This is a genomic window from Spongiactinospora sp. 9N601 (assembly GCF_044326295.1).
GTDB lineage: Bacteria > Actinomycetota > Actinomycetes > Streptosporangiales > Streptosporangiaceae > Spongiactinospora > Spongiactinospora gelatinilytica.
This window is the reverse complement of record NZ_JBIRBB010000007.1, coordinates 414,730-432,398: the sequence shown is the minus strand read 5'-3', so window position 1 is coordinate 432,398 and position 17,669 is coordinate 414,730. Positions and strand designations below refer to the sequence as shown.

The window sequence follows — 17,669 nt, the reverse complement described above, 5'->3', positions numbered from 1 at the left end:
ACGGACGCTGGCTGTGGCGCTGCGGCTGTGGTCAACCTCACAGGGGGTGGTCCCAAACCCGAGCCGGGAGGCCCGCTCGCCTCCGAGATCGCTCCATGGAGCGGGGGCGGGAGTGCCGTCTCGGTTGCGAACGTTCGCGTCGTCCACAGAGCGGGGGGTCGTGAAGCTGATCGGGCAAGGGCGGCATCCAAGTCCGACCGCCTGGCTACCGCATGTTCAGCGGGCGGCCACTCGCGCGAACCCTCGAATCCGCCTCCGTTGACGCGCAGTCCTCGGCTTCACGACAAGGGCACCTCATCGCGCATGACATATAGTTCGGCGGTCTACGTAAACTTCAATTGTGTCACGTGTCCGTAGATGCAAGCCTGACGAATCACGCCAGAATGCCCAAACTGTAATCAAGAGGGTGGGTGGTAGCTAGAAATGTCATTTCGGTATGGTAAAAGCCACTTACCTACACGAGCCCTTGGCTCCTTTTTGCTCTGAAGACTTTCCATATTACGCTGACTACTCCAAGCGATTGCTCTGTTTCAAGGCGAGGACATGTCATGTGGCGGGGCCATGCCTTCTACTGGCCGGTTGCAGCTCTGCTGCTTGCCGGACTGACTGCGTGCCAGTCGTCCGCCTCGCGCTCCGAAGCGCCAGACACCTCTCACTCGCCCGTGCCGACCGACACTCTGGCTGCGGCGAAGCAAGCTGTTCTGACTGCATACCGCGGCATGTGGCTGGACTTTCAGGATGCAGGCCGTACCGCCGACTGGGAGGCTTCTGTTCTCGGCGACCATGCCATCGGCGACGCCGAAGTGGTCCTCCGACACGGGCTCTACGTAGCAAGTCAAAAGGGACAGATTCTCAAAGGTAAGCCGCTCCTGCACCCACAGGTGACCGAATTCACCGAAAATTCAGCAACCATCGCCGACTGTGTCGATGACTCTCACTTCGGCCCTCATGCTAAAAGCGGCAAACAAGCCAAAGAGGCTGAAGCGGGAGGCCGTCACAAGGCTACGGCGCTACTCGTTCGGCGTGAGGGCTCATGGTACGTGAGTTCCTACCTCCTGGATGAGGTGGGCACGTGCTGAAACTACTAGCTGTTGGCGGAATTGTCACAACCCTATTCAGCCTGACGCCGACCGACGGCGACGGTGGGGGCGCGGCCTTCATTCAATGTGGTGGGAGTGGCGGTCCCGGTTGCGTTACAGAAGCCCGGCGCTGGTGGAACGGCCGGTCTGCTGGAAACAGTGGTGGCAAGCCTGCTCCCCAGGCGGAGAAGCCGCGTTGCACCACCGTGCCCGCAGAGCCGCCACCGGGGGCGTTCGACAGCGGCCGATGGTCGATGATCCAGTGCCCCGGCCAGCCGGGACTGTTGGTCAGGGATGGCGGCGCGCCCGAGCGTGACCCGGCGGATGGGCAAGTCACCCCAGTGATGGTGGCGCTGATGGCCCGCGACCGTCTGAAGCTTCCGCGGCCGAAGATCGTCTCGTCGCCCAAGCAGGACGTACCCCAACTCGTACGCCTCCCTATCTGGCTATCGGTCTGGCCTGCGACCTGGCAGCCCCACAGCGCAGCCGCCGACGCCGACGGCATCACGGCTACGGCGACAGCTACGCCGACCACGATCTCGTGGGACATGGGTGACGGCCGCACCGTCACCTGCCGAGGCCCCGGAACGCGGTTCCAGCCCGGTCGTCACGATCCCAACCAGGCCTCACCGACCTGCGGCCACAGCTACCAGGAGTCCAGCGCGACGGTTCCGGGAGGGCGCTATCGCGTCACCGCGACGATCACATGGGCGGTCACCTGGTCCACCGCCAGGGAAGACGGCACTCTGCCGCCGCTGACCACCGCCTCAACCACCAGCTTCCGCGTGGCCGAGAGCCAAGCGATCATAACGGCGTCCTGAACGGGGGAATCGTGGTCAAGTCGGCGCTCAAACCGGTGAAGCCCAAGCCGCTTCCGTTCATCACGCGCCCTGGCGCCGGACGCGTTCTGCTCGGCGGGCTTGTGGTGATGGGATGCGCCTTCGCTTCCACCACATTCACCATGCGGGCCGAGGTGTCCGCGTCCGCGTTGGCCGTTCAGTCCGACCTTCCTGTCGGCCACACACTGAGCCGGCACGACCTCAGCACGGTCAATGTGACCGTGGGGCCAGGCGTACGGTTCGTCCAGGCCGATCGAGTGCAGGAGGTCGTGGGAAGGCGGCTGCGGGTCCCTATGGTGGCCGGTGCCCTTCTCACTGAGGGCAACCTCGGCAGCCCCACGTATCCGCAGCCAGGCCAAGCGCTGATCGGCGTCGCGGTCAAGCCGGGCCAGTACCCACCTGACATCGGACCAGGAGACCGCGTCGCCGTTTCCACGGTCTCCGACGCAACCGACTCGCAGCGGACGGCGCCCGTCTCCGTCACCGCCGTCGTGACCAAGATCGATCGTCCCACGGAGCCACAGAACCCCGCGGTGGTCACGCTGCTGCTCCCGCACGCCCAAGCGCGCCTGGTCGCCGCCCCGGCCGCGCAGGGACTGACGACCTTGATGCAGGTGGCGCCTTGACCATGATCGGTGTGGCTTCGATGTCAGGCGCTCCAGGGGTGACGACGCTCGCGTACGCGCTCGCCCTGGCCGCACATGCGACGCTCCTCGAACTGGATGCGTCCGGCGGCGACCTGGCGAGCCTTCTCCGGCTCCCGCCCGATCCTGGCCTGGTTTCGTTGGCGGCTGAAGTACGGCGGAACCGTGGCCTGGACGTGCTCGGCCGCAACGCTCAGATGCTGCCGGCCGGTGTCGCAGTGATCGCCGCACCCGCCCGGTCCGATCGCGCGAGCGCGGTACTGAGTGCGCTGGCCCCGGCCCTGCCCGAAGTGCTCAAGGAGGTGCCCGCGCACACGCCGATCGTGGCCGATCTAGGGCGGCTCACCGGCCCGTCCAGAGAGTTCGCCGCCCTAACGGACCGGCTTCTGGTACTGACGCGACCTCGGATGCCGGACCTGGTCCACCTCGAAGGGCTGGAGGAAGCCGTACCGCATGCCGAACTGATCCTGATGGGACGCGGACCGTACCCGCCAGGAGAAATCACGGCCGCCCTCGGCCTGCCGGTCACCGCCCACGTCCGTCATGATCCGGCGGCGCGGGCGCTCCTGGAAGGACGGCGACACCGTACCCGCCTGACCCGCGCTGCCGCCGAGCTAGCCGCGACCCTCATGGAGCGGGCCCGTGCAGGACCTCATCAGCAAGATCCGCGGCGAGGTCGCCGACCGGATCGCCGAGCGTGCCCGCGCCGACGAGGAGATCGGCCGGGCGCCCATGTCGCCGCAGGAGCGGCGGAAGTTCGGCCAAGCTCTGATAACCGAAGCGCTCGACGCCCACGGACGGTGGGCACTCGATTCGGGACGGCCACCGCTCGACCCGACCGGGGAAGCCCAGGTCGCCCGGGCCGTCGACAACGCGCTGTTCGGGCTGGGCGGCTTCCAGCAGTACCTGGACGACCCGCTGGTCGAGAACATCAACGCCAACGCCTACGACGACGTCCACGTCCGCTACGCCGACGGCACCGAGCGCGAGGTCGGCCCTGTGGCCTCCTCAGATGAGGAACTGACCGAACTCGTCCGCACCGCCGCCGCGCTCCTCGGCGTCGGCGAACGCCGCTTCGATCCCGGGTCGCCGACCCTGGAGATGGAGTTGCCCGACGGCTCCCGGCTTGTCGCCACGATGGCCGTCTCCCGGCACCCCGCCGTGTCCATCCGCCGGCACCGCTTTCCCACCGCCACACTGGACGAACTCCGCCGTACCGGCACCTTCGACCGCCCCATGCAGGCATTTCTGGCCGCCGCGGTCGCGGCCCGCAAGAACATCGTGATCGTCGGAGCCACCGGCAGCGGCAAGACCACTCTCGCGCGGGCGATGGCCTCCGCAGTGCCCCGGCATGAGCGGATCATCACGGTCGAGGAGCAGTTCGAGCTGGGCCTTGATCGCGACCGCTCCACGCACGCCAACGTCCTGGCTCTACAGGCCCGGCGGGCCAACATCGAGGGCCTGGGCGCGGTCACGCTGTCGGGCCTGGTCCGTACGGCCCTCGGCATGTCACCGAGCCGCGTCATCGTCGGCGAGGTCAAGGGCGATGAGTGCATTCCGATGCTCAACGCGATGACGCAGGGCAACGACGGGTCGCTGTGCACGCTGCACGCGAGTTCGAGCCAGGGCGCGTTCTCCCGGCTGGCCTCCTTCGCCGCCCAGGCACCCGAACGCCTGTCGGCCGAAGCGAGCGCCCTGCTGGTCTCAGAGGCTCTGCACTTCGTCGTGTACATGGCGGTCACCAGGGACGGTAGGCGGGCGATCTCCAGTGTCCGGGAGGTCGTGGGCTGCGAAGGCATCAACGTGATCTCCAACGAGGTCTACGCGCCGGGACTCGACCGGCGTGCCGTACGCACCAACCCGCTCCGGACCGAGACGCTCGACGACCTGGAGGCCGCCGGACTGGACGTCGAAGGGTGGCTGCTGTCGTGATCAGCGCCCTGGCCATGCTCTCCGCACTCGCCGGCGCCGGGCTCGGGCTTGGCGCGCTGCTCATGGTCTCCGGCTTCCAGGGCCGTCCGATCGAAGCGCGGCCAAGGCCCACACTGCATCCGAAACTGCTGGTCAGGCTCGCGGCCTGCGCAGGGGCCGGCGTACTCGTCGGAGCGCTCACCCGGTGGCCGGTCGGGGCGTTCCTGGCCGGGCTGGGTGCCTGGTTCCTGCCGCAGGCTCTTGGCCCTGACCGGGACCATGCCCGCCGCGTCGAGAAGATCGAAGCGGTGGCGACCTGGGCGGAGATGCTGCGGGACACCCTCGCCGCGTCCGCCGGACTGCACCAGGCGATCATGAGTACGGCTCCGATCGTGCCCGAGGCCATCCGGCGCGAGGTCACCGAGGCCGCGGCGCGCGTCGATCGCGGTGAACGGCTGGCCCAGGCGTTGAAGCAGCTCGCCGACGAACTCGCCGACCCGACCGCCGACCTGGTGTGTTCCACGCTGGTGATGGCCTCTACCCGGCAGGCCGGGCATTTGGGCGAGCTGCTCGGACGGCTCGCAGAGGTGGCGCGGGCCCACGCGGTGATGCGGCTCCGGGTCGCCGCCGCGCGGGCACGGACCCGCTCCTCGGTACGTACGGTCATCGCGGTCACCATGCTCATGGCGGGCGGCCTGGTACTCCTCAACCGCGACTTCCTCGCCCCCTACGACAACGCGACCGGTCAGGCGGTACTGCTCCTGGTGGGCGTGGCGTTCGCCGGATCGTTCGTACTCATCCACCGGCTGGGCCGGATCCACGAGCCGCCGCGCATCCTCAGCCGGGCGGAGACCTGATGGCGGCGTCGCTGCTGCTCGGAGCGGGGATCGGCCTCGGGGTGATGTTGATCGTCTCGGGCCTCTGGCCGTCCCGCCGGCCGCTGGCCCTAGAGCTGGCCCGGCTCCGCCACAGCCTCCCCCAGAGCCGGACGCGCCTGCTGGCCGCCCGTGGCATGCCACAGGCCCCCTCCAGTGACCTGGCCGTTTGCGGCAAGAGCATGGTCCGGCACCTCGCCGAGAAGGGTGTCGCGACCTTGGTCTTCGCGCTGCTCGGTCCCGCCGTGTACGCGGTTCTGGCTCTAGCGGGTGTGCCGATGCCCTGGCAGGTGCCGGTCTGGTACATGCTTCTGCTTGGCGCGCTCGGATTCTTCGTACCCGATCTGGCACTCCGGTCGGAGGCGGCCAGGCGCCGGGCCGAGTTCCGGCACGCCCTTTCGGCCTTTCTGGATCTGGTCGTCGTGTCGCTGGCTGGTGGGCGGGGCGTGGACGGCGCGCTGGCCGATGCCGCAGAACAGGGCGGTGGCTGGGCGTTCGTCCGGCTTCGCAGCACGCTCGTGGCGGCGACCTCCGCCCGTCGCACGCCCTGGTCGGCGCTGGGGCAGATCGGCGAGGAGTACGGCATCCGCGAACTGTCCGAGCTGGCCGCCTCCGTCGCCCTGGCCGGTACCGAAGGGGCGCGGGTACGCGCGTCGCTGATCGCCAAGGCGAACTCGATCCGCACCCACCAGCTCGCCGCGATCGAAACGGAAGCGCAGGCGGCCACCGAGCGGATGAGCGTCGCCACGGTGGGGCTGTTCGTCGGATTTCTGATCTTCACGGGGTACCCGGCCATCGCCGCAGTGCTGACCGGGTTCTGAACGAGGGGGAGGGCCATGGCCCGAATCGCGTTGATGGTCTTTGTCGCCTGCGGGGAGAGGGTGCGAAGGTGCCGGGAGATCGCCAGGCAGCGGCCGGACGGGGGCTATACGACGGAAACCGTGGTCGTCGTCGCGATCCTGGTGGCCATCGCGGTCGCCGTCGGCGCGGTGCTGATGTCCAAGCTGCTCGCCAAGGCCAACTCGCTCGACCTGCGGTGAACGATCGGGGCTCGGCCACGGCCGAGCTGGTGGTGGTCTTTCCGTTCGTGATGCTGCTCATCTTGCTGGTGGTCCAGTTCGGGATGTGGCAGCACGCCGTACACGTCACCGAGGTGGCGGCGGCCGAGGCGCTGGCGGTCGCGCGGGCGCATGGCGGAAGCGCGGGGGCGGGGCGGGCCGAGGCGTCTTCCCTGCTGTCGCGGCTGGGCGGCTCGGTGCTGCGGTCGCCGCAGGTGTCGGTGTCCCGTACGGCGGAGGCCGCACGCGTTCAGGTCTCGGGGGTGGCGCCGGCCGTCGTGCCGTTCTTGCGGCTTCCGGCGACGACCGTCGCGTACGGGCCGGTGGAACGCTTCCGGGGCGACCGGTGATGCGTGACGATCGAGGGTCTGTCACCGCGGAAGTCCTCCTGCTGACGACGCTGCTGATCGTGCTCGCGCTGTTCGCGGTTGCCGTGGGCCGGCTCGTGACGGCACGGCTGGAGGTCAACAACGCGGCCCACCAAGCAGCGCGGGCCGCGTCGATCGCCCGTACTCCAGCCGCCGCCGAGTCGGCGGCGCGGAAGGTAACGGAAATGGCGTTGGGGGCCGAGCGTGTGACATGTGCCGATCGGAGGGTGAGCGTCGGGCTGGCCTCTTTCCGGCCAGGCGGAACGGTCACGGTGTCGGTGACCTGCACGGTGAAGCTGTCGGATGTGGCGCTCGTCCGGCTGCCCGGGAGTTCGGCGCTTACGGCGTCGTTCTCCGCGCCGATCGATTACTGGAGGTCGAACTGACCGGCTTCGTGGTGGCCATCATCGGGGCGCTCTTCCTGCTCTGCGGGCTGGTCGTGGACGGCGGGCTCGCGCTCGGTGCACGGGTACGTGCCCTGAACGAGGCCCAGGAGGCAGCGCGCTCCGGCGCCCAGCAGCTCGACCTGGCGGCGTACCGGCGCGATGCCACGGTACGGCTGGACGCCACCCGGGCACGTACCGCCGCTCTCTCCTACATCGCCGCCACCCCGGACACCGCGGCCGTGGAGGTCGTCGGCGACACGGTGACGGTGACCGTGCAGGCGGTCCAGCCGACGCAGATCCTTGGGCTGGCGGGGCTGGGGTCGATTCGGGTTACGGGGAGGGCCACGGCCGTGGCCCAGCGTGGGGTGACGGGGGTCATCAGGTGATCAGGTTCCTTGTTGTCGTTGGTCGGGTTCTGGCCGTTTGTGCCTTGCTCATCGGGGTGGAGGTCGGCATACCGGTGATGCTGGTCCGTTTCGCGGGCTGGCCACTGCCTCGCGCGATTCCCACGGGCGGGGACATCGAGGCGTTCCTGATGAATCCGATCTCGGAGGAAGTACTGCTCAAGGCACTTGCCTGTCCGCTGTGGCTGCTGTGGGGAGCATTCACGGCGGCGTTGGTGGTCGAGGCGGCTGCGGCGGTCCGTGGTGTGGAGATCCACGTGCCGATGCTCGGGCCGTTGCAAGGCATCGCGGCCGGATTGATCGGTTCGCTGAGTTTCGCCATGCTGCCCATCGAGGCGGAGGCGGCCTCGTTCAGTACGCCCGGACGGCCCGTCGTGGACGCTCCACAGCATGTGGATCCGCGAACCCATGTGGTCAAGAAGGGGGACAGCCTCTGGTCGATCGCCAAGCACGAGCTGGGGGAGTCGCGGAGCTGGCGGAAGATCTGGAAGCTAAATGCCCATCGCCGCCAGGTCGATGGGCAGATGTTCACCGACCCTGAACACATCCACCCAGGCTGGAAGCTCCGACTGCCCGAACTCCGCCCAGAGGCGATCACCCTGGACCACACCCGCTCGGTGGCCCTCATCCCCGAGGCCCAGCCCAGCGCAGCACAGCCGGTTCCCGCCAAGGCACAGACGGAAGACCTCGGAGGGCGGCTCGTCGTGACGATCAACGTGCCCTCCGGCGCCGTGATCGCTCTGTCGGCGGCAAGCGGCGTCTGCGCTGCTTACGCCGCCGCTCAGTTCCACCGCCGCCGCCGGCGGCGATCTGATGACCCGGTTCGCCCTCCCGCCGTCGTCCAAGCCGCTCGCAGCGCCTTCTTCCAGCCCTTCCGTGATCAGGGCGTATCAGTGCCCTCGAACGGCGATCTCATCCGGCAGATGTCGTCGATCGAAGCCCCGGACCGCTTGGTGATCGGTACTCACGACGACGGTACGGCTGCCGCGGTACCACTGGGCGGACTCAGCCTCGGACTCACCGGACCGGGATCGCTGGACGTGGTCCGCGCTCTGCTGCTCGACCTCCTCCACCAGGCCGGCAACTTCCGCCTGGAGATCATCATCACGACCGCCGACGCCGCGGCCATCGTCGAACTCGACCGAGACGGCCTGGACGCGCTCGCCAACCGCCTGCCAGGCGTCACCCTCGTCGATTCACCAGCCGACCGGTTGGAGGAGATCCACTTCACCCGAGGACGCATCCTCGCAGAACGCGACGCCGCCGACATCGACGAACTACGCCAACGCGACCCCGGCGAACTCCTGCCGAACGTCCTGCTCATCGGCACGATCGAAGACGACACGGCAGCACGCCTCCAATCGCTTGTGACAGCCGGTGCGCAGTACGGACTCGGCGCACTGCTGCTTGGAACCTGGACCTCCACCTGCCACATCGGCCCCGACCACCGGGCGACCACCGCAGAAGGACCGTACGCCCGGCCACTGCACAACGCCTCCCTCGTTCACCTACCGGCCGCCGATCTCGTGGACGCCCTGCGCAACCTCGCCGATGCACAGCCTGTGGACAACGCCCCCGACACCCCCGCACCGACCGCAACGGCGATCCCCTGGGAGCACGCCACACCGATCCGCGTACGCGTCCTGGGCAAGCCCGCCGTCTGGGTAAAAGGCCATGACCAGCCACTACGCATCCGAGGGCTGAAGCTATTGCTTCTCGTCTACTTCGCCCTCCACCCACAGGGAGCCACCAAGGAAGCGATCGGCGAGGCCCTGTGGCCGGGCAAGCAACTCGGCCACGAGTTCCACAGCCTCCTCCGCCACCTCCGCGACGCCCTGGAGAAGGCCACCGGCCTGACAGGCGAGCCCTTCATCCAGGCCATGGACGACGAAACCTACCGCATCGACTCTGCCAAGATCAGCTACGACCTCTGGGACTTCCAAGAGGCGGCCAAGACCGCCCGCACGACCCCCGACACCCGACGCGACGCGCTCGCCCAAGCGGCTTCCCTCTGCGGCGGCGAACTGGCCACCGGTATCCACGAGGATTGGGTCCTGGACGAGAAATACCCGCTCACCCTGGCGCAGGTCGATGTACTCACCCAGTTCGCCTCGCTCTGCCAGGCAGACGACCCCGAACGCGCTGTGGACGCCCTCGAACGAGCCCGCGACATCGACCCAGACGCGGAAGAAACCTGGTGCCACCTGATCCGCCTCCTCCACAACCTCGGCCGCCCCGCCCAGGCCCGCCATACAGGCCAACTACTCCGCGCCCACCTCCACGGCCTCCAGGTCGAACCAACGTCAGAGACCGAAGAACTGCTGGCAACCACTACAACCAGGAGCGCTCCCCAGGGCAGGCGGCGTTCCCCGTAGGCCCGCTCCTGACCAGGTGTTAGTCACGTTGCCGAGCACCCCGGATCTGCCACCGTATGAGCCACATCACCTTGCGGGGTCAAGTCGCCGGGGTTCGGGGGCGGTCGCGCAACGCGTTCTCGATCCGCTGGGCATCAGGGGTGCCGAGGCGCCGGTAAATGGTGAGAGCCTGACGCAGGACGGCAGCGGCGTCGCCGGGTGGGGCCTCGCGGAGGTGGCAGCGGCCGATGCCTTCCAGCGCCCGCGCCTCCTCCCTCGCTGCCCCAATGGCACGGGCCAGCTTCAAAGCCTGCTGAAAGCGAACGTAGGACTGCTCCCCCGAGGTGGTCGCGGCGAGGAGTTCGCCCATGTAGTTATGTACCTGGACGATCCCATCCTGATCGCCCACCTCGGTGAACCATTCCAACGCCCGTCGGTGGTACTCGGCGGCCTGCTCATACTCACATCGGCGCTGGCACACCAGGCCGAGGTTGGTGAGCGCGATGCCCTGACCGTGCGGATCGCCGAGATCAGCGAACAGTTCCAACGCCCGTGTGTGGTGGTGAACTGCCTGGTCGTAGTCGCCCTGCCGTTGGCGCACATGGCCGAGGTTGGTGAGCGCGGTGCCCTGGCCGTGCACGTCGTCGAGCTCGTTGTACAGGGCGAGGGCCCGCCGGTAGTGGTCGGCGGCCTGCTGGTGGTCACCCCAACCGTTCTGGACATTGCCGAGGTTGATGAGGATCTGGGCTTGACCGTGCGTCTCGCCCAGGGCGGTGTACAGGGCGAGGGCTCTTTGAAGATGGCCGGCCGCCTGCGTGTACTCCCCCTGCGGGCCGTACACCAGGCCGAGCCCGGTGAAGGTGTGGGCCTGGCCGTGCAGGTCGTCGAGCTCGGTGTAGAGGGCGAGGGCCTGACGGTAGTGGTCGGCGGCCTGGTCGTACTCGCCTCGCCGTTGGTGCACATGGCCGAGGTTGGTGAGCGCGGTGGCCCGGCCGTGCTGGTCGGCCCAGCGGTCGGCGGCGGCCAGTACCTTGCTGTGCAAGGCGGCGGCCTGGTCCCAATGGCCCCGGGTGAGCAGAAAACCGGCGATAGCGGTGGAAAGGGCCACGGCATGGGGGTGATGGACGTCGGCCCAGGCACGGATCGCGGCGAGCAGGTTGCCGTGTTCGGTCTCCAGCCAGACGCCCGCCCGCTCGCGGCAGGTCATCGGCGGGACGGCGGCGGGCGTGGAGTGGGCGGGGAGGCGGTCGGGTGCGGCGAAGCGCCGGTAGTGCCGTCCGGCCGCGTGGGCGGTGTGGGTGTAGTAGCCGAGCAGGCGTTCCGCGGCGGTGCGGGCGGACCGTCCGGTGGTGTCGCAGGCGGTCGCGGCGAGGTCGCGGGTGTAGGCCCGCAGCAGATCGTGCAGGTGGTAGCGGCCGGGACCGGTCTCGATCAGCAATGACGCGGTGGTCAGGCTGTCCAGCTCCGCGCGGGCGGCGGGCAGGGGCAGCTCGGCCAGGGCGGCGATGGCGTAGGCGTCGAAGTCGCCGCCCGGGTACAGGCCCAGCATGCGCAGGACGCGCTGCCGGCGCGGGGGCAGGTCGCGGTAGGACACCTCGAACGCGACCTGAACACTGCGATCACCGTGCCTCAAGTGCCGCATCGGCTCATGTTCGCGCATCTGCACGACCAGGTGGGCCAGGGTCCAGGTTGTGTGGTGGGTATAGCGGGCGGCCATGATGGCGATGGCCAGCGGGAGTCCTCCGCACGAATCCACCAGCTCGTGCACCGCCTCCTGGTCATCGTGGGAGACCGGGCGGGCTGCCTCGCGAACGAACAGCGACGCCCCTTCCGCTGGAGACAACCGGTCCACTTTGATCGGGATCGCGCCGGGCACCGCCAGTTGCGCCCGGCTGGTCACCAGCGCCAACGAACCCGCGGTGGCCGGCAGCAGTGGCTCGATCTGGCTCTCAGAGGCCACGTTGTCCAGCACCACGAGCACCCGCCTGCCGGCCAGACGGTCCCGCCACAGGGCGGCACGGGCCTGCAACCCGGCCGGGATCATCCGCGGCTCGACACCGAGTCCCAGCAGCAGATCCTCCAGCACGGAGGTCGGGTCGGCGTGAGAGGGGCCATCGGCGTGGGCGTCCAGGGTGATGAACAACTGCCCGTCGGGGAACCGGTCGGTCAGCCGGTGGGCGGCATGCACGGCCAGCGCGGTCTTGCCCACCCCTGGCATGCCGTTGATGGTGCAGACCAACACCGACCGCCCAGCCTCCATTCGCGTCACCGCGTCGACCAGCGTCCGTAGTTCGCCGTCGCGGCCCGTGAACGTCGGTGTGTCCCGGATCAGCGTCCGCGACATCACCGGCGGCGCGGGCGTGCGCATATGCACGGTGACATCGCGGCCCTGGACGACGGGACCGTTCACCGTCCCGCCGCTGATCTGGTTGCCTGTCGCGCCTTCGGCGATGCGTTGTGCGTGGGATGTCCGCCGCCACCTGATGCCAGGCATCTGAGGTCTCTACACCCCCCTTGGCCCTCGGCCCGCTCTCACCACGTCTCGATACGGAGCGGAATCGCTTGATTGCGAATTGTATATGGGTAGGGTGGGGTCTCGATCCGACTCTGGCCCAATTCCGGGCGCGACGCGTGGCTCAGCCACCGCCTGGCCTCGTCGATAGCTGATCCGGCAGACATGGTTACACCCCAGTGGGCCATCTGCCAGGAGAGCGCCCACTCGCACTAGAGGACGCGAGAACCATGTGCCTCCAGTCGCCGCACACCGGGCGGGGCGAGCGTCAGCGTGTGCGCCGGTCAGTCTTGAGCGCGACGCCTTGGCGGGCGCGTTGGTGCTGGTAGAGGGGGCGATGAGGGGTGCGGTACCAACCCCGACTCGTAGGCGTCGGTGCCACCTATGTTAATGGGCGGGGGCGCAGCCACAAGCCGATTCCAACGAACAAATACATCCCTCACAACCAACCCAGGATTTACTAGTCACTTTTCTGTATTGAGGCACGAATATCCGTACAGCCGAGCCGGTAACGCCACGTTTCGCAGATCAGTAGCCGACACTCCACCGAATGCAATTGCCTCTCTCCTCCCTTCGCGATTGAATTGGATTGTCGAAAGCAAGGGTGGCACGCGAAACGCGTGTCATAGGAGATCGGAGCCGACTATGGCGAACGAAATTCCCGGCAGGTACGTCCCGACCAGTGTCCCGGGGGCGACCCTCACATCAGAGGACATCGCGCGGGTAACACCAGACGACTGGAAGGAGATTCGAGACCTCGCGCGTGGATACTGCCGCACGGTGGACGCCGCGCGTTCCCGGAAGCGGATGGACGGAAGCGCGACCGTAGTACGCGACGGTCACGCACCCTACGGTACCGACGACGTTTCGGACGACGTCACTCAAGATGCGGTGCTCATGTTCGCACAGCGTTTGCGCGACATCACGACCAAGTGCCAGGTCGCGCCGACCAGTACGCCGGACGATCCAGCATGGATCTATGTCCGACGCGACGGTGGCGAAATGATCGTCACGCGGACCACTCTCAAGCGATGGGCGGTCCGCGACGCCGCCGCCCGGAACGGCTACCGGGCTGACCTCACCACAGCACAGAACAACGGCACTCAGGGTGACCAGCCCGTGAGCACGCCACCGCAGGCCGAAACCCTCACCCGGGCCGTCGTCGCGTCGGCTGTAGCTCAGAACAGCGAAGCGATCTTCCAGACCGCCTACGGCGACGGTCGTGACTTCCCGGTACTGGCGCGCGTATACAAGTTCGCCTCACAGGCGGAGGATCTCGGGCGGGCCGGTGTGCTGGCGTCGGTCGCACAGGAGATGTACGGCGGTTCGTACGGCTCTCGCTGGAACGTCATCAAAGTGCGCGACGCAGCGAGAGCAGAGTGGTCCGATCTGTCGGCGCGCCTGGATGACGCCAGGGACACGATGATTTACGGAGGGACGGAAAGCGCGGGCGACTGACCAGACGCACCGTTGGCCCCAGGGCTGTCGCCCTGGGGCCATTCTTATGCCATGCCGGTTCCTCGGTAAGCCAGTTCTTCAAGCAGTCTGATTCCTGGCAAGATCGGGCCAGCCGATAGACGATCGGGCCTGCTTGCCAGCCGTATTTATATGTGAGCAGAAACAACGCCCCTAACCACATTCTCGATTTGATGAGAATGCGTCCTGCCAAGACGTCCGCCACCGTCCGGATACTTTCTGGCCACAATCCACAGCGCGGTACGGACGGCGAGCCATGTCCGGCGTGACCCTGGCCAACCACGCCGACACCACCGGTGAACACCACAACGGCTCACCACTCCAAAGGATTCCACGATGACACTGTCACCAAAGATCATCAGAGTTATGTGCCTGATCGGCGTACTGGCGCCTACCGTCGCGTGCATGGCCGCACCGCAACGCCCCATCGTCGCCAAACGGGTGCAGCCCAAGGTCCACTCAAAGGGGCTGGAGTGTGGGGGTAGACAGATCGCGGGTCGGCAGGCTGACGGATGCGTCCGCACAACGCGGTATGTGCCCGCGCGGTACTGGCTGATCACCGGGAGAGGCGAGAGGGTGGAAGTCTCGCCCGAGCAGTACAGGAGGTGTCGGGCCGGCGACCGTTACCCGGCCTGCGTCCGAGACTGACCAGGTGAACTCCATAGTTTCCTCAGTACGGCAGATGCCGCAGTGTCGTTGCTGCCAGCGACCAGGTGTGATCTGCGGGACACTCGACCGGGGGAACGAGGGGCATGAATGAATGAGATGACGGCCGAACTCCTGTTCGATGTAGTACAGCGGTTGGAGAGGTGCATCGTGTGCCGGACTTTGCCCACGATCGTGGCCCTTCAAGGAACGCGCACGCTGGTGCTCAGCGACTATGACCATTCGCTCGACGTCTCCAGCGCTGTTGCCTTCGAACGCCGTGCCGCGATCAAGGCCCGCGAGATCGCTGCGATCCGCTGGGTGCTGGCCGTTCCTCAGGTGTGGGTGTTCACGCCGCCGGACTCGGTCTCAGTGCGCGCCGTGTCGAACCATCCGCTGCGGGAAGGCGAGCAGGAGGCCATCACCTGGATGAGCTTCGATCGGGGCGCCGGTGTGGACTACGGGCGTGTCGCATACGCTCGCCGCCCGAACGGCGATCCGGTGTTCGAGGAGCCGGAGATGTTCCAGATCGGCATCCGGCCTACCCCGGCGTCGCCGGGCTACACGCTGCTCCAAGCCTTCCTTACCGAACTCGGTGAAGGTACGGAGCCGACTCCCAAGGGAGTCGGCTCCTGACCCCCTTCCAAACCCGGCCGTCGAAAGCAAGGGCGGAGTTGGAGGCCGCTCCCCAGGATAGGGGCTCAAGACCCTGGGTGTCGGGGGTCGGCGTGACAGCTCAAGGCTAGATAAAGATCCAGCTCAGGCGATGTTCTCCGGCTTCCTAAGCAGCTATACGGGTATACTGTAGTTAGTTAACATGCGGGACGCACACCCGCCACCACCCCACAACAAGAAGGAGTCCTATGAAGGCCACCAAGACCGCCCCAGCCCCGCGGACCATGCATTACCTCCCCGGCGTGACCCTCCGCCTGACCGGCGCGGCGGAGACCCGCGTGGTCCCCCGCCGCGACCAGGTGGACGTCTACCTCCCCGGGGCCATCGTGATCCTCTGGGATGAGCAGGCCGCCTGGACCATGATGACCGTCTGGCGCAACGCGGGCGGTCAGGCGGAGCGGGTGTTCGGCGCGCGGCGCGCCGCAGGTTATACGGTGATCAACCGGCACACCAGCCACATCACCATCGGGCTGCAAGGCAAGCAATCGGTGGAGGTGTTCGCCCGCAACTACCTCCACTCCCGCAGCCAGTGCGGGGAACTGGCCATAGCGGTCGGGCCGCTGACCATCGTGGCCGACGATCGGGAAGCATACGACCGGCAGGTGGCGACCTGGCGAGAAGCCGCTGCCGCAGCGAACGCGGTGTTCAACCGGAAGAGAGGCCGCGCCCGGCGATAGCAGGGACGGCAACTTCGGGGGCAGCCCGCGGGGCCGCCCCTGAAGTTATCCACAGAACAACGCTCCGGACGTCGCCGCCCCGCGCGACCCGTCATCCTGAAGGGGACGCACGAGCGCACCGCCCCCCGGAAGAGGAGCACCATGTACGAGATTCGCGATCCGGCCGGGCGGGTCCTCGGTACGGCGGACACGATGAGCCTCGCCGAGGCTCGCCTCGACGAGCTGACCCGTGACCGGCCCGGAGAGCCGCGCCGCGCCGGCACCTGGACCATCGTCGATACCGAGACCGGAGTCATAGCCGCCGAGCTGACCCGCTACGACGGGCCATCGACACCCTTCCGGTCAGTCTTGGCCACACTCGCCCACCTTGATGCAAGCCCACCAGAGCCGCCGGAAGAGTGAAGGTAAAACCTCAGCTCAAGACACTGCTCTCAAACCCCGTCGCCTGCCGCACGAACGGGAAGAGCCGAGCATCAGGCCGCCCACGTCCCCCTTTGGCCAATAGGCCTGAAGCCTCACTGACTGCCACACCGCCGCCCGGGTGGCAGTCAGTGGCGGCCGGTGATACGGGCAACGCCCGCTCGCACACACCGGCCGCCGACGTTCCACCCCACGAGGAAGGAACGCCTTCAACCCTACCGACCCGCCAACTCATCGACCCCGAACCGATAGGACACCGCGCACCAGGCACCGGCTACGAGATCGCCCGCCCCGCCAGTGAACAGAGCAGTCGCCGCCGGGCCCTTCAGGTGGAAGATGGTGGACATGACCAGGGATGACGACCAAGGGGGCGACACGATCACCCTCGCAGAATGGGCGAAGGAGATCGGCCGCACGCCCGAGCACATCGCCATACGCTGGCGGCCGGCACGAGACTTCCCACGCCCGGTCGGCCGCCGCCGTCGGCCGGGCATCCCCGGGCCCGGCGAACCGGTGTACGACCGCCAGGCCCTGGAGGTCTGGCTCGCCGAATGGGAGAAGGCTCGCGCCCGACCGCGCCGCCGCTATGAGATCCCCGGCGATCCGAACGAGATGCGTACCCTGGGTGCGATCGCCCGGCTGCTCGGTATCGACGGCAAGACGCTCTCTCAGTACCGGCCGATGTTCGACGCGCACGCGGACCACCGCACCCAGGGAGCCCGCACCCTCTACCGCACGGGCGACGTGGTGGAGCTGCTCAATCACCGGCGGGGAGCCGGGGTGACGAGTGCTGCCGACATCGATGCCCGCCGGGGTCGCGAACTCACCCACCAAGAGGCCACGCGCCTCCAGGCCGCCGCCACGCCGGAGGAGTGGGCGGCCATCGCGCGGGAGCTGCTGGCCGACGGGGCGAGCCGCCCGAGCATCGGCCGGGCAATCGGCCTCAGCGGCAACGCCGTCGAGCAGCGGCTACGAGACCGATAACCAGGGGCGGAGAGGCAATCGCACCCGGGAGTCCCGAGTGTCGCGAGTTCACCATGCGCTCTGGCGGGCCTTGGGGCTTGCTTGAGCTTGGTTGCCTGGAGACGGGCGCGACCGGTTCTCAGGGAGCCGGCGGGATGGCAACATGCCGCAGCTACTCGGACAAGTGCCAGCGGGTGGTCTGGGCCACCGGGGTCAAGCCTGTCCTCGCGGCCATGTACCGAACGCGGCTTCGGCCTGGGCGTCCACGAGTGATCGAGCAGACCATCGTGCCGCCGCACTGGGTTCGCCGCCTGGACATCCGCTGGGAGATCCGTGACGACATCCACGAGGGCTTCATCTCACCTGCCGCCGCGATCATCTGC

19 protein-coding genes are annotated in these 17,669 nt (G+C 67.8%); 16 read left to right on the top strand and 3 right to left on the bottom strand.

The window, feature by feature from the left end; all coding sequences use genetic code 11:
- Window positions 1-662 precede the first annotated feature (662 nt).
- From ACH34R_RS19475 to ACH34R_RS19465, 3 genes are read left to right on the top strand one after another with little or no spacing between them, the layout of a single operon-like run.
- The gene (locus tag ACH34R_RS19475) at window positions 663-1,079 is read left to right on the top strand and encodes a hypothetical protein (protein WP_397562855.1); all 417 of its coding nucleotides are present in this window, start codon (window positions 663-665) and stop codon (window positions 1,077-1,079) included.
- Window positions 1,073-1,900 carry a hypothetical protein gene (locus tag ACH34R_RS19470; protein ID WP_397562854.1) on the top strand — a complete coding sequence of 276 codons (828 nt, stop codon included), beginning with the start codon at window positions 1,073-1,075 and terminating at the stop codon, window positions 1,898-1,900. The genes ACH34R_RS19475 and ACH34R_RS19470 overlap by 7 nt, the downstream gene beginning before the upstream one ends.
- A gap of 11 nt (window positions 1,901-1,911) precedes the next feature.
- Window positions 1,912-2,544, top strand: coding sequence for an SAF domain-containing protein (locus tag ACH34R_RS19465; RefSeq protein ID WP_397562853.1), 633 nt, complete (start codon window positions 1,912-1,914; stop codon window positions 2,542-2,544).
- 23 nt (window positions 2,545-2,567) lie between these two features.
- On the opposite strand, the gene ACH34R_RS19460 is transcribed toward ACH34R_RS19465, so the two are convergent.
- A complete protein-coding gene (locus ACH34R_RS19460; protein ID WP_397562852.1) occupies window positions 2,568-2,876 on the bottom strand; it encodes a hypothetical protein in 309 nt (102 codons plus the stop codon).
- A 57-nt stretch (window positions 2,877-2,933) separates the two neighbouring features.
- The gene (locus tag ACH34R_RS19455) at window positions 2,934-3,146 is read right to left on the bottom strand and encodes a hypothetical protein (RefSeq protein ID WP_397562851.1); all 213 of its coding nucleotides are present in this window, start codon (window positions 3,144-3,146) and stop codon (window positions 2,934-2,936) included.
- 58 nt (window positions 3,147-3,204) lie between these two features.
- On the opposite strand from ACH34R_RS19455, the gene ACH34R_RS19450 reads away from it, so the two are divergent.
- The 8 genes from ACH34R_RS19450 to ACH34R_RS19415 are packed head-to-tail and all read left to right on the top strand — an operon-like array spanning window position 3,205 to window position 9,939.
- Entirely contained in the window at window positions 3,205-4,494 is a 1,290-nt protein-coding gene (locus ACH34R_RS19450; protein ID WP_397562850.1) for a CpaF family protein, read from the top strand.
- Window positions 4,479-5,330: a type II secretion system F family protein gene (locus ACH34R_RS19445; RefSeq protein WP_397562849.1), complete on the top strand. Its 852-nt coding sequence runs from the start codon at window positions 4,479-4,481 to the stop codon at window positions 5,328-5,330. Before ACH34R_RS19450 ends, ACH34R_RS19445 begins: the two co-directional genes overlap by 16 nt.
- Window positions 5,330-6,169, top strand: coding sequence for a type II secretion system F family protein (locus ACH34R_RS19440; RefSeq protein ID WP_397562848.1), 840 nt, complete (start codon window positions 5,330-5,332; stop codon window positions 6,167-6,169). The genes ACH34R_RS19445 and ACH34R_RS19440 overlap by 1 nt, the downstream gene beginning before the upstream one ends.
- A 15-nt stretch (window positions 6,170-6,184) precedes the next feature.
- Window positions 6,185-6,388 (top strand): hypothetical protein, encoded by a 204-nt coding sequence (locus ACH34R_RS19435; RefSeq protein ID WP_397562847.1) that lies wholly within the window; start codon window positions 6,185-6,187, stop codon window positions 6,386-6,388.
- Window positions 6,385-6,756 (top strand): TadE family protein, encoded by a 372-nt coding sequence (locus tag ACH34R_RS19430; RefSeq protein ID WP_397562846.1) that lies wholly within the window; start codon window positions 6,385-6,387, stop codon window positions 6,754-6,756. Before ACH34R_RS19435 ends, ACH34R_RS19430 begins: the two co-directional genes overlap by 4 nt.
- Entirely contained in the window at window positions 6,756-7,160 is a 405-nt protein-coding gene (locus ACH34R_RS19425) for a TadE/TadG family type IV pilus assembly protein (protein ID WP_397562845.1), read from the top strand. The genes ACH34R_RS19430 and ACH34R_RS19425 overlap by 1 nt, the downstream gene beginning before the upstream one ends.
- Window positions 7,161-7,168: 8 nt before the next feature.
- Window positions 7,169-7,546, top strand: a complete 378-nt coding sequence (locus tag ACH34R_RS19420) for a hypothetical protein (protein ID WP_397562844.1) — start codon at window positions 7,169-7,171, stop codon at window positions 7,544-7,546.
- Window positions 7,543-9,939, top strand: coding sequence for a BTAD domain-containing putative transcriptional regulator (locus ACH34R_RS19415; RefSeq protein WP_397562843.1), 2,397 nt, complete (start codon window positions 7,543-7,545; stop codon window positions 9,937-9,939). The genes ACH34R_RS19420 and ACH34R_RS19415 overlap by 4 nt, the downstream gene beginning before the upstream one ends.
- Before the next feature lie 79 nt (window positions 9,940-10,018).
- On the opposite strand, the gene ACH34R_RS19410 is transcribed toward ACH34R_RS19415, so the two are convergent.
- Window positions 10,019-12,412 carry an ATP-binding protein gene (locus ACH34R_RS19410; protein WP_397562842.1) on the bottom strand — a complete coding sequence of 798 codons (2,394 nt, stop codon included), beginning with the start codon at window positions 12,410-12,412 and terminating at the stop codon, window positions 10,019-10,021.
- A 798-nt stretch (window positions 12,413-13,210) separates the two neighbouring features.
- Here ACH34R_RS19410 and ACH34R_RS19405 point away from each other — a divergent pair.
- The 5 genes from ACH34R_RS19405 to ACH34R_RS19385 all read left to right on the top strand — a co-directional run bounded on the left by ACH34R_RS19405 (window position 13,211) and on the right by ACH34R_RS19385 (window position 17,307).
- A complete protein-coding gene (locus ACH34R_RS19405) occupies window positions 13,211-13,888 on the top strand; it encodes a hypothetical protein (RefSeq protein ID WP_397562841.1) in 678 nt (225 codons plus the stop codon).
- Between the two features lie 774 nt (window positions 13,889-14,662).
- Complete coding sequence (locus tag ACH34R_RS19400) at window positions 14,663-15,187, top strand: hypothetical protein (RefSeq protein ID WP_397562840.1); 525 nt, start codon at window positions 14,663-14,665, stop codon at window positions 15,185-15,187.
- Window positions 15,188-15,414: 227 nt separating this feature from the next.
- Window positions 15,415-15,903: a hypothetical protein gene (locus ACH34R_RS19395; RefSeq protein ID WP_397562839.1), complete on the top strand. Its 489-nt coding sequence runs from the start codon at window positions 15,415-15,417 to the stop codon at window positions 15,901-15,903.
- A 141-nt stretch (window positions 15,904-16,044) separates the two neighbouring features.
- Window positions 16,045-16,305 (top strand): hypothetical protein, encoded by a 261-nt coding sequence (locus ACH34R_RS19390; RefSeq protein WP_397562838.1) that lies wholly within the window; start codon window positions 16,045-16,047, stop codon window positions 16,303-16,305.
- A gap of 363 nt (window positions 16,306-16,668) precedes the next feature.
- The gene (locus ACH34R_RS19385; RefSeq protein WP_397562837.1) at window positions 16,669-17,307 is read left to right on the top strand and encodes a hypothetical protein; all 639 of its coding nucleotides are present in this window, start codon (window positions 16,669-16,671) and stop codon (window positions 17,305-17,307) included.
- The last annotated feature ends 362 nt before the right edge of the window (window positions 17,308-17,669 follow it).

Bases quoted from the DNA above. Each gene is read 5' to 3' on its own strand.
- ACH34R_RS19390 (WP_397562838.1), top strand. From the start codon at position 16,045: ATGTACGAGATTCGCGATCCGGCCGGGCGGGTCCTCGGTACGGCGGAC.
- ACH34R_RS19400 (WP_397562840.1), top strand. From the start codon at position 14,663: ATGAATGAGATGACGGCCGAACTCCTGTTCGATGTAGTACAGCGGTTG.
- ACH34R_RS19410 (WP_397562842.1), bottom strand. From the start codon at position 12,412: ATGCCTGGCATCAGGTGGCGGCGGACATCCCACGCACAACGCATCGCC.
- ACH34R_RS19435 (WP_397562847.1), top strand. From the start codon at position 6,185: ATGGCCCGAATCGCGTTGATGGTCTTTGTCGCCTGCGGGGAGAGGGTG.
- ACH34R_RS19385 (WP_397562837.1), top strand. From the start codon at position 16,669: ATGACCAGGGATGACGACCAAGGGGGCGACACGATCACCCTCGCAGAA.
- ACH34R_RS19425 (WP_397562845.1), top strand. From the start codon at position 6,756: ATGCGTGACGATCGAGGGTCTGTCACCGCGGAAGTCCTCCTGCTGACG.
- ACH34R_RS19440 (WP_397562848.1), top strand. From the start codon at position 5,330: ATGGCGGCGTCGCTGCTGCTCGGAGCGGGGATCGGCCTCGGGGTGATG.
- ACH34R_RS19395 (WP_397562839.1), top strand. From the start codon at position 15,415: ATGAAGGCCACCAAGACCGCCCCAGCCCCGCGGACCATGCATTACCTC.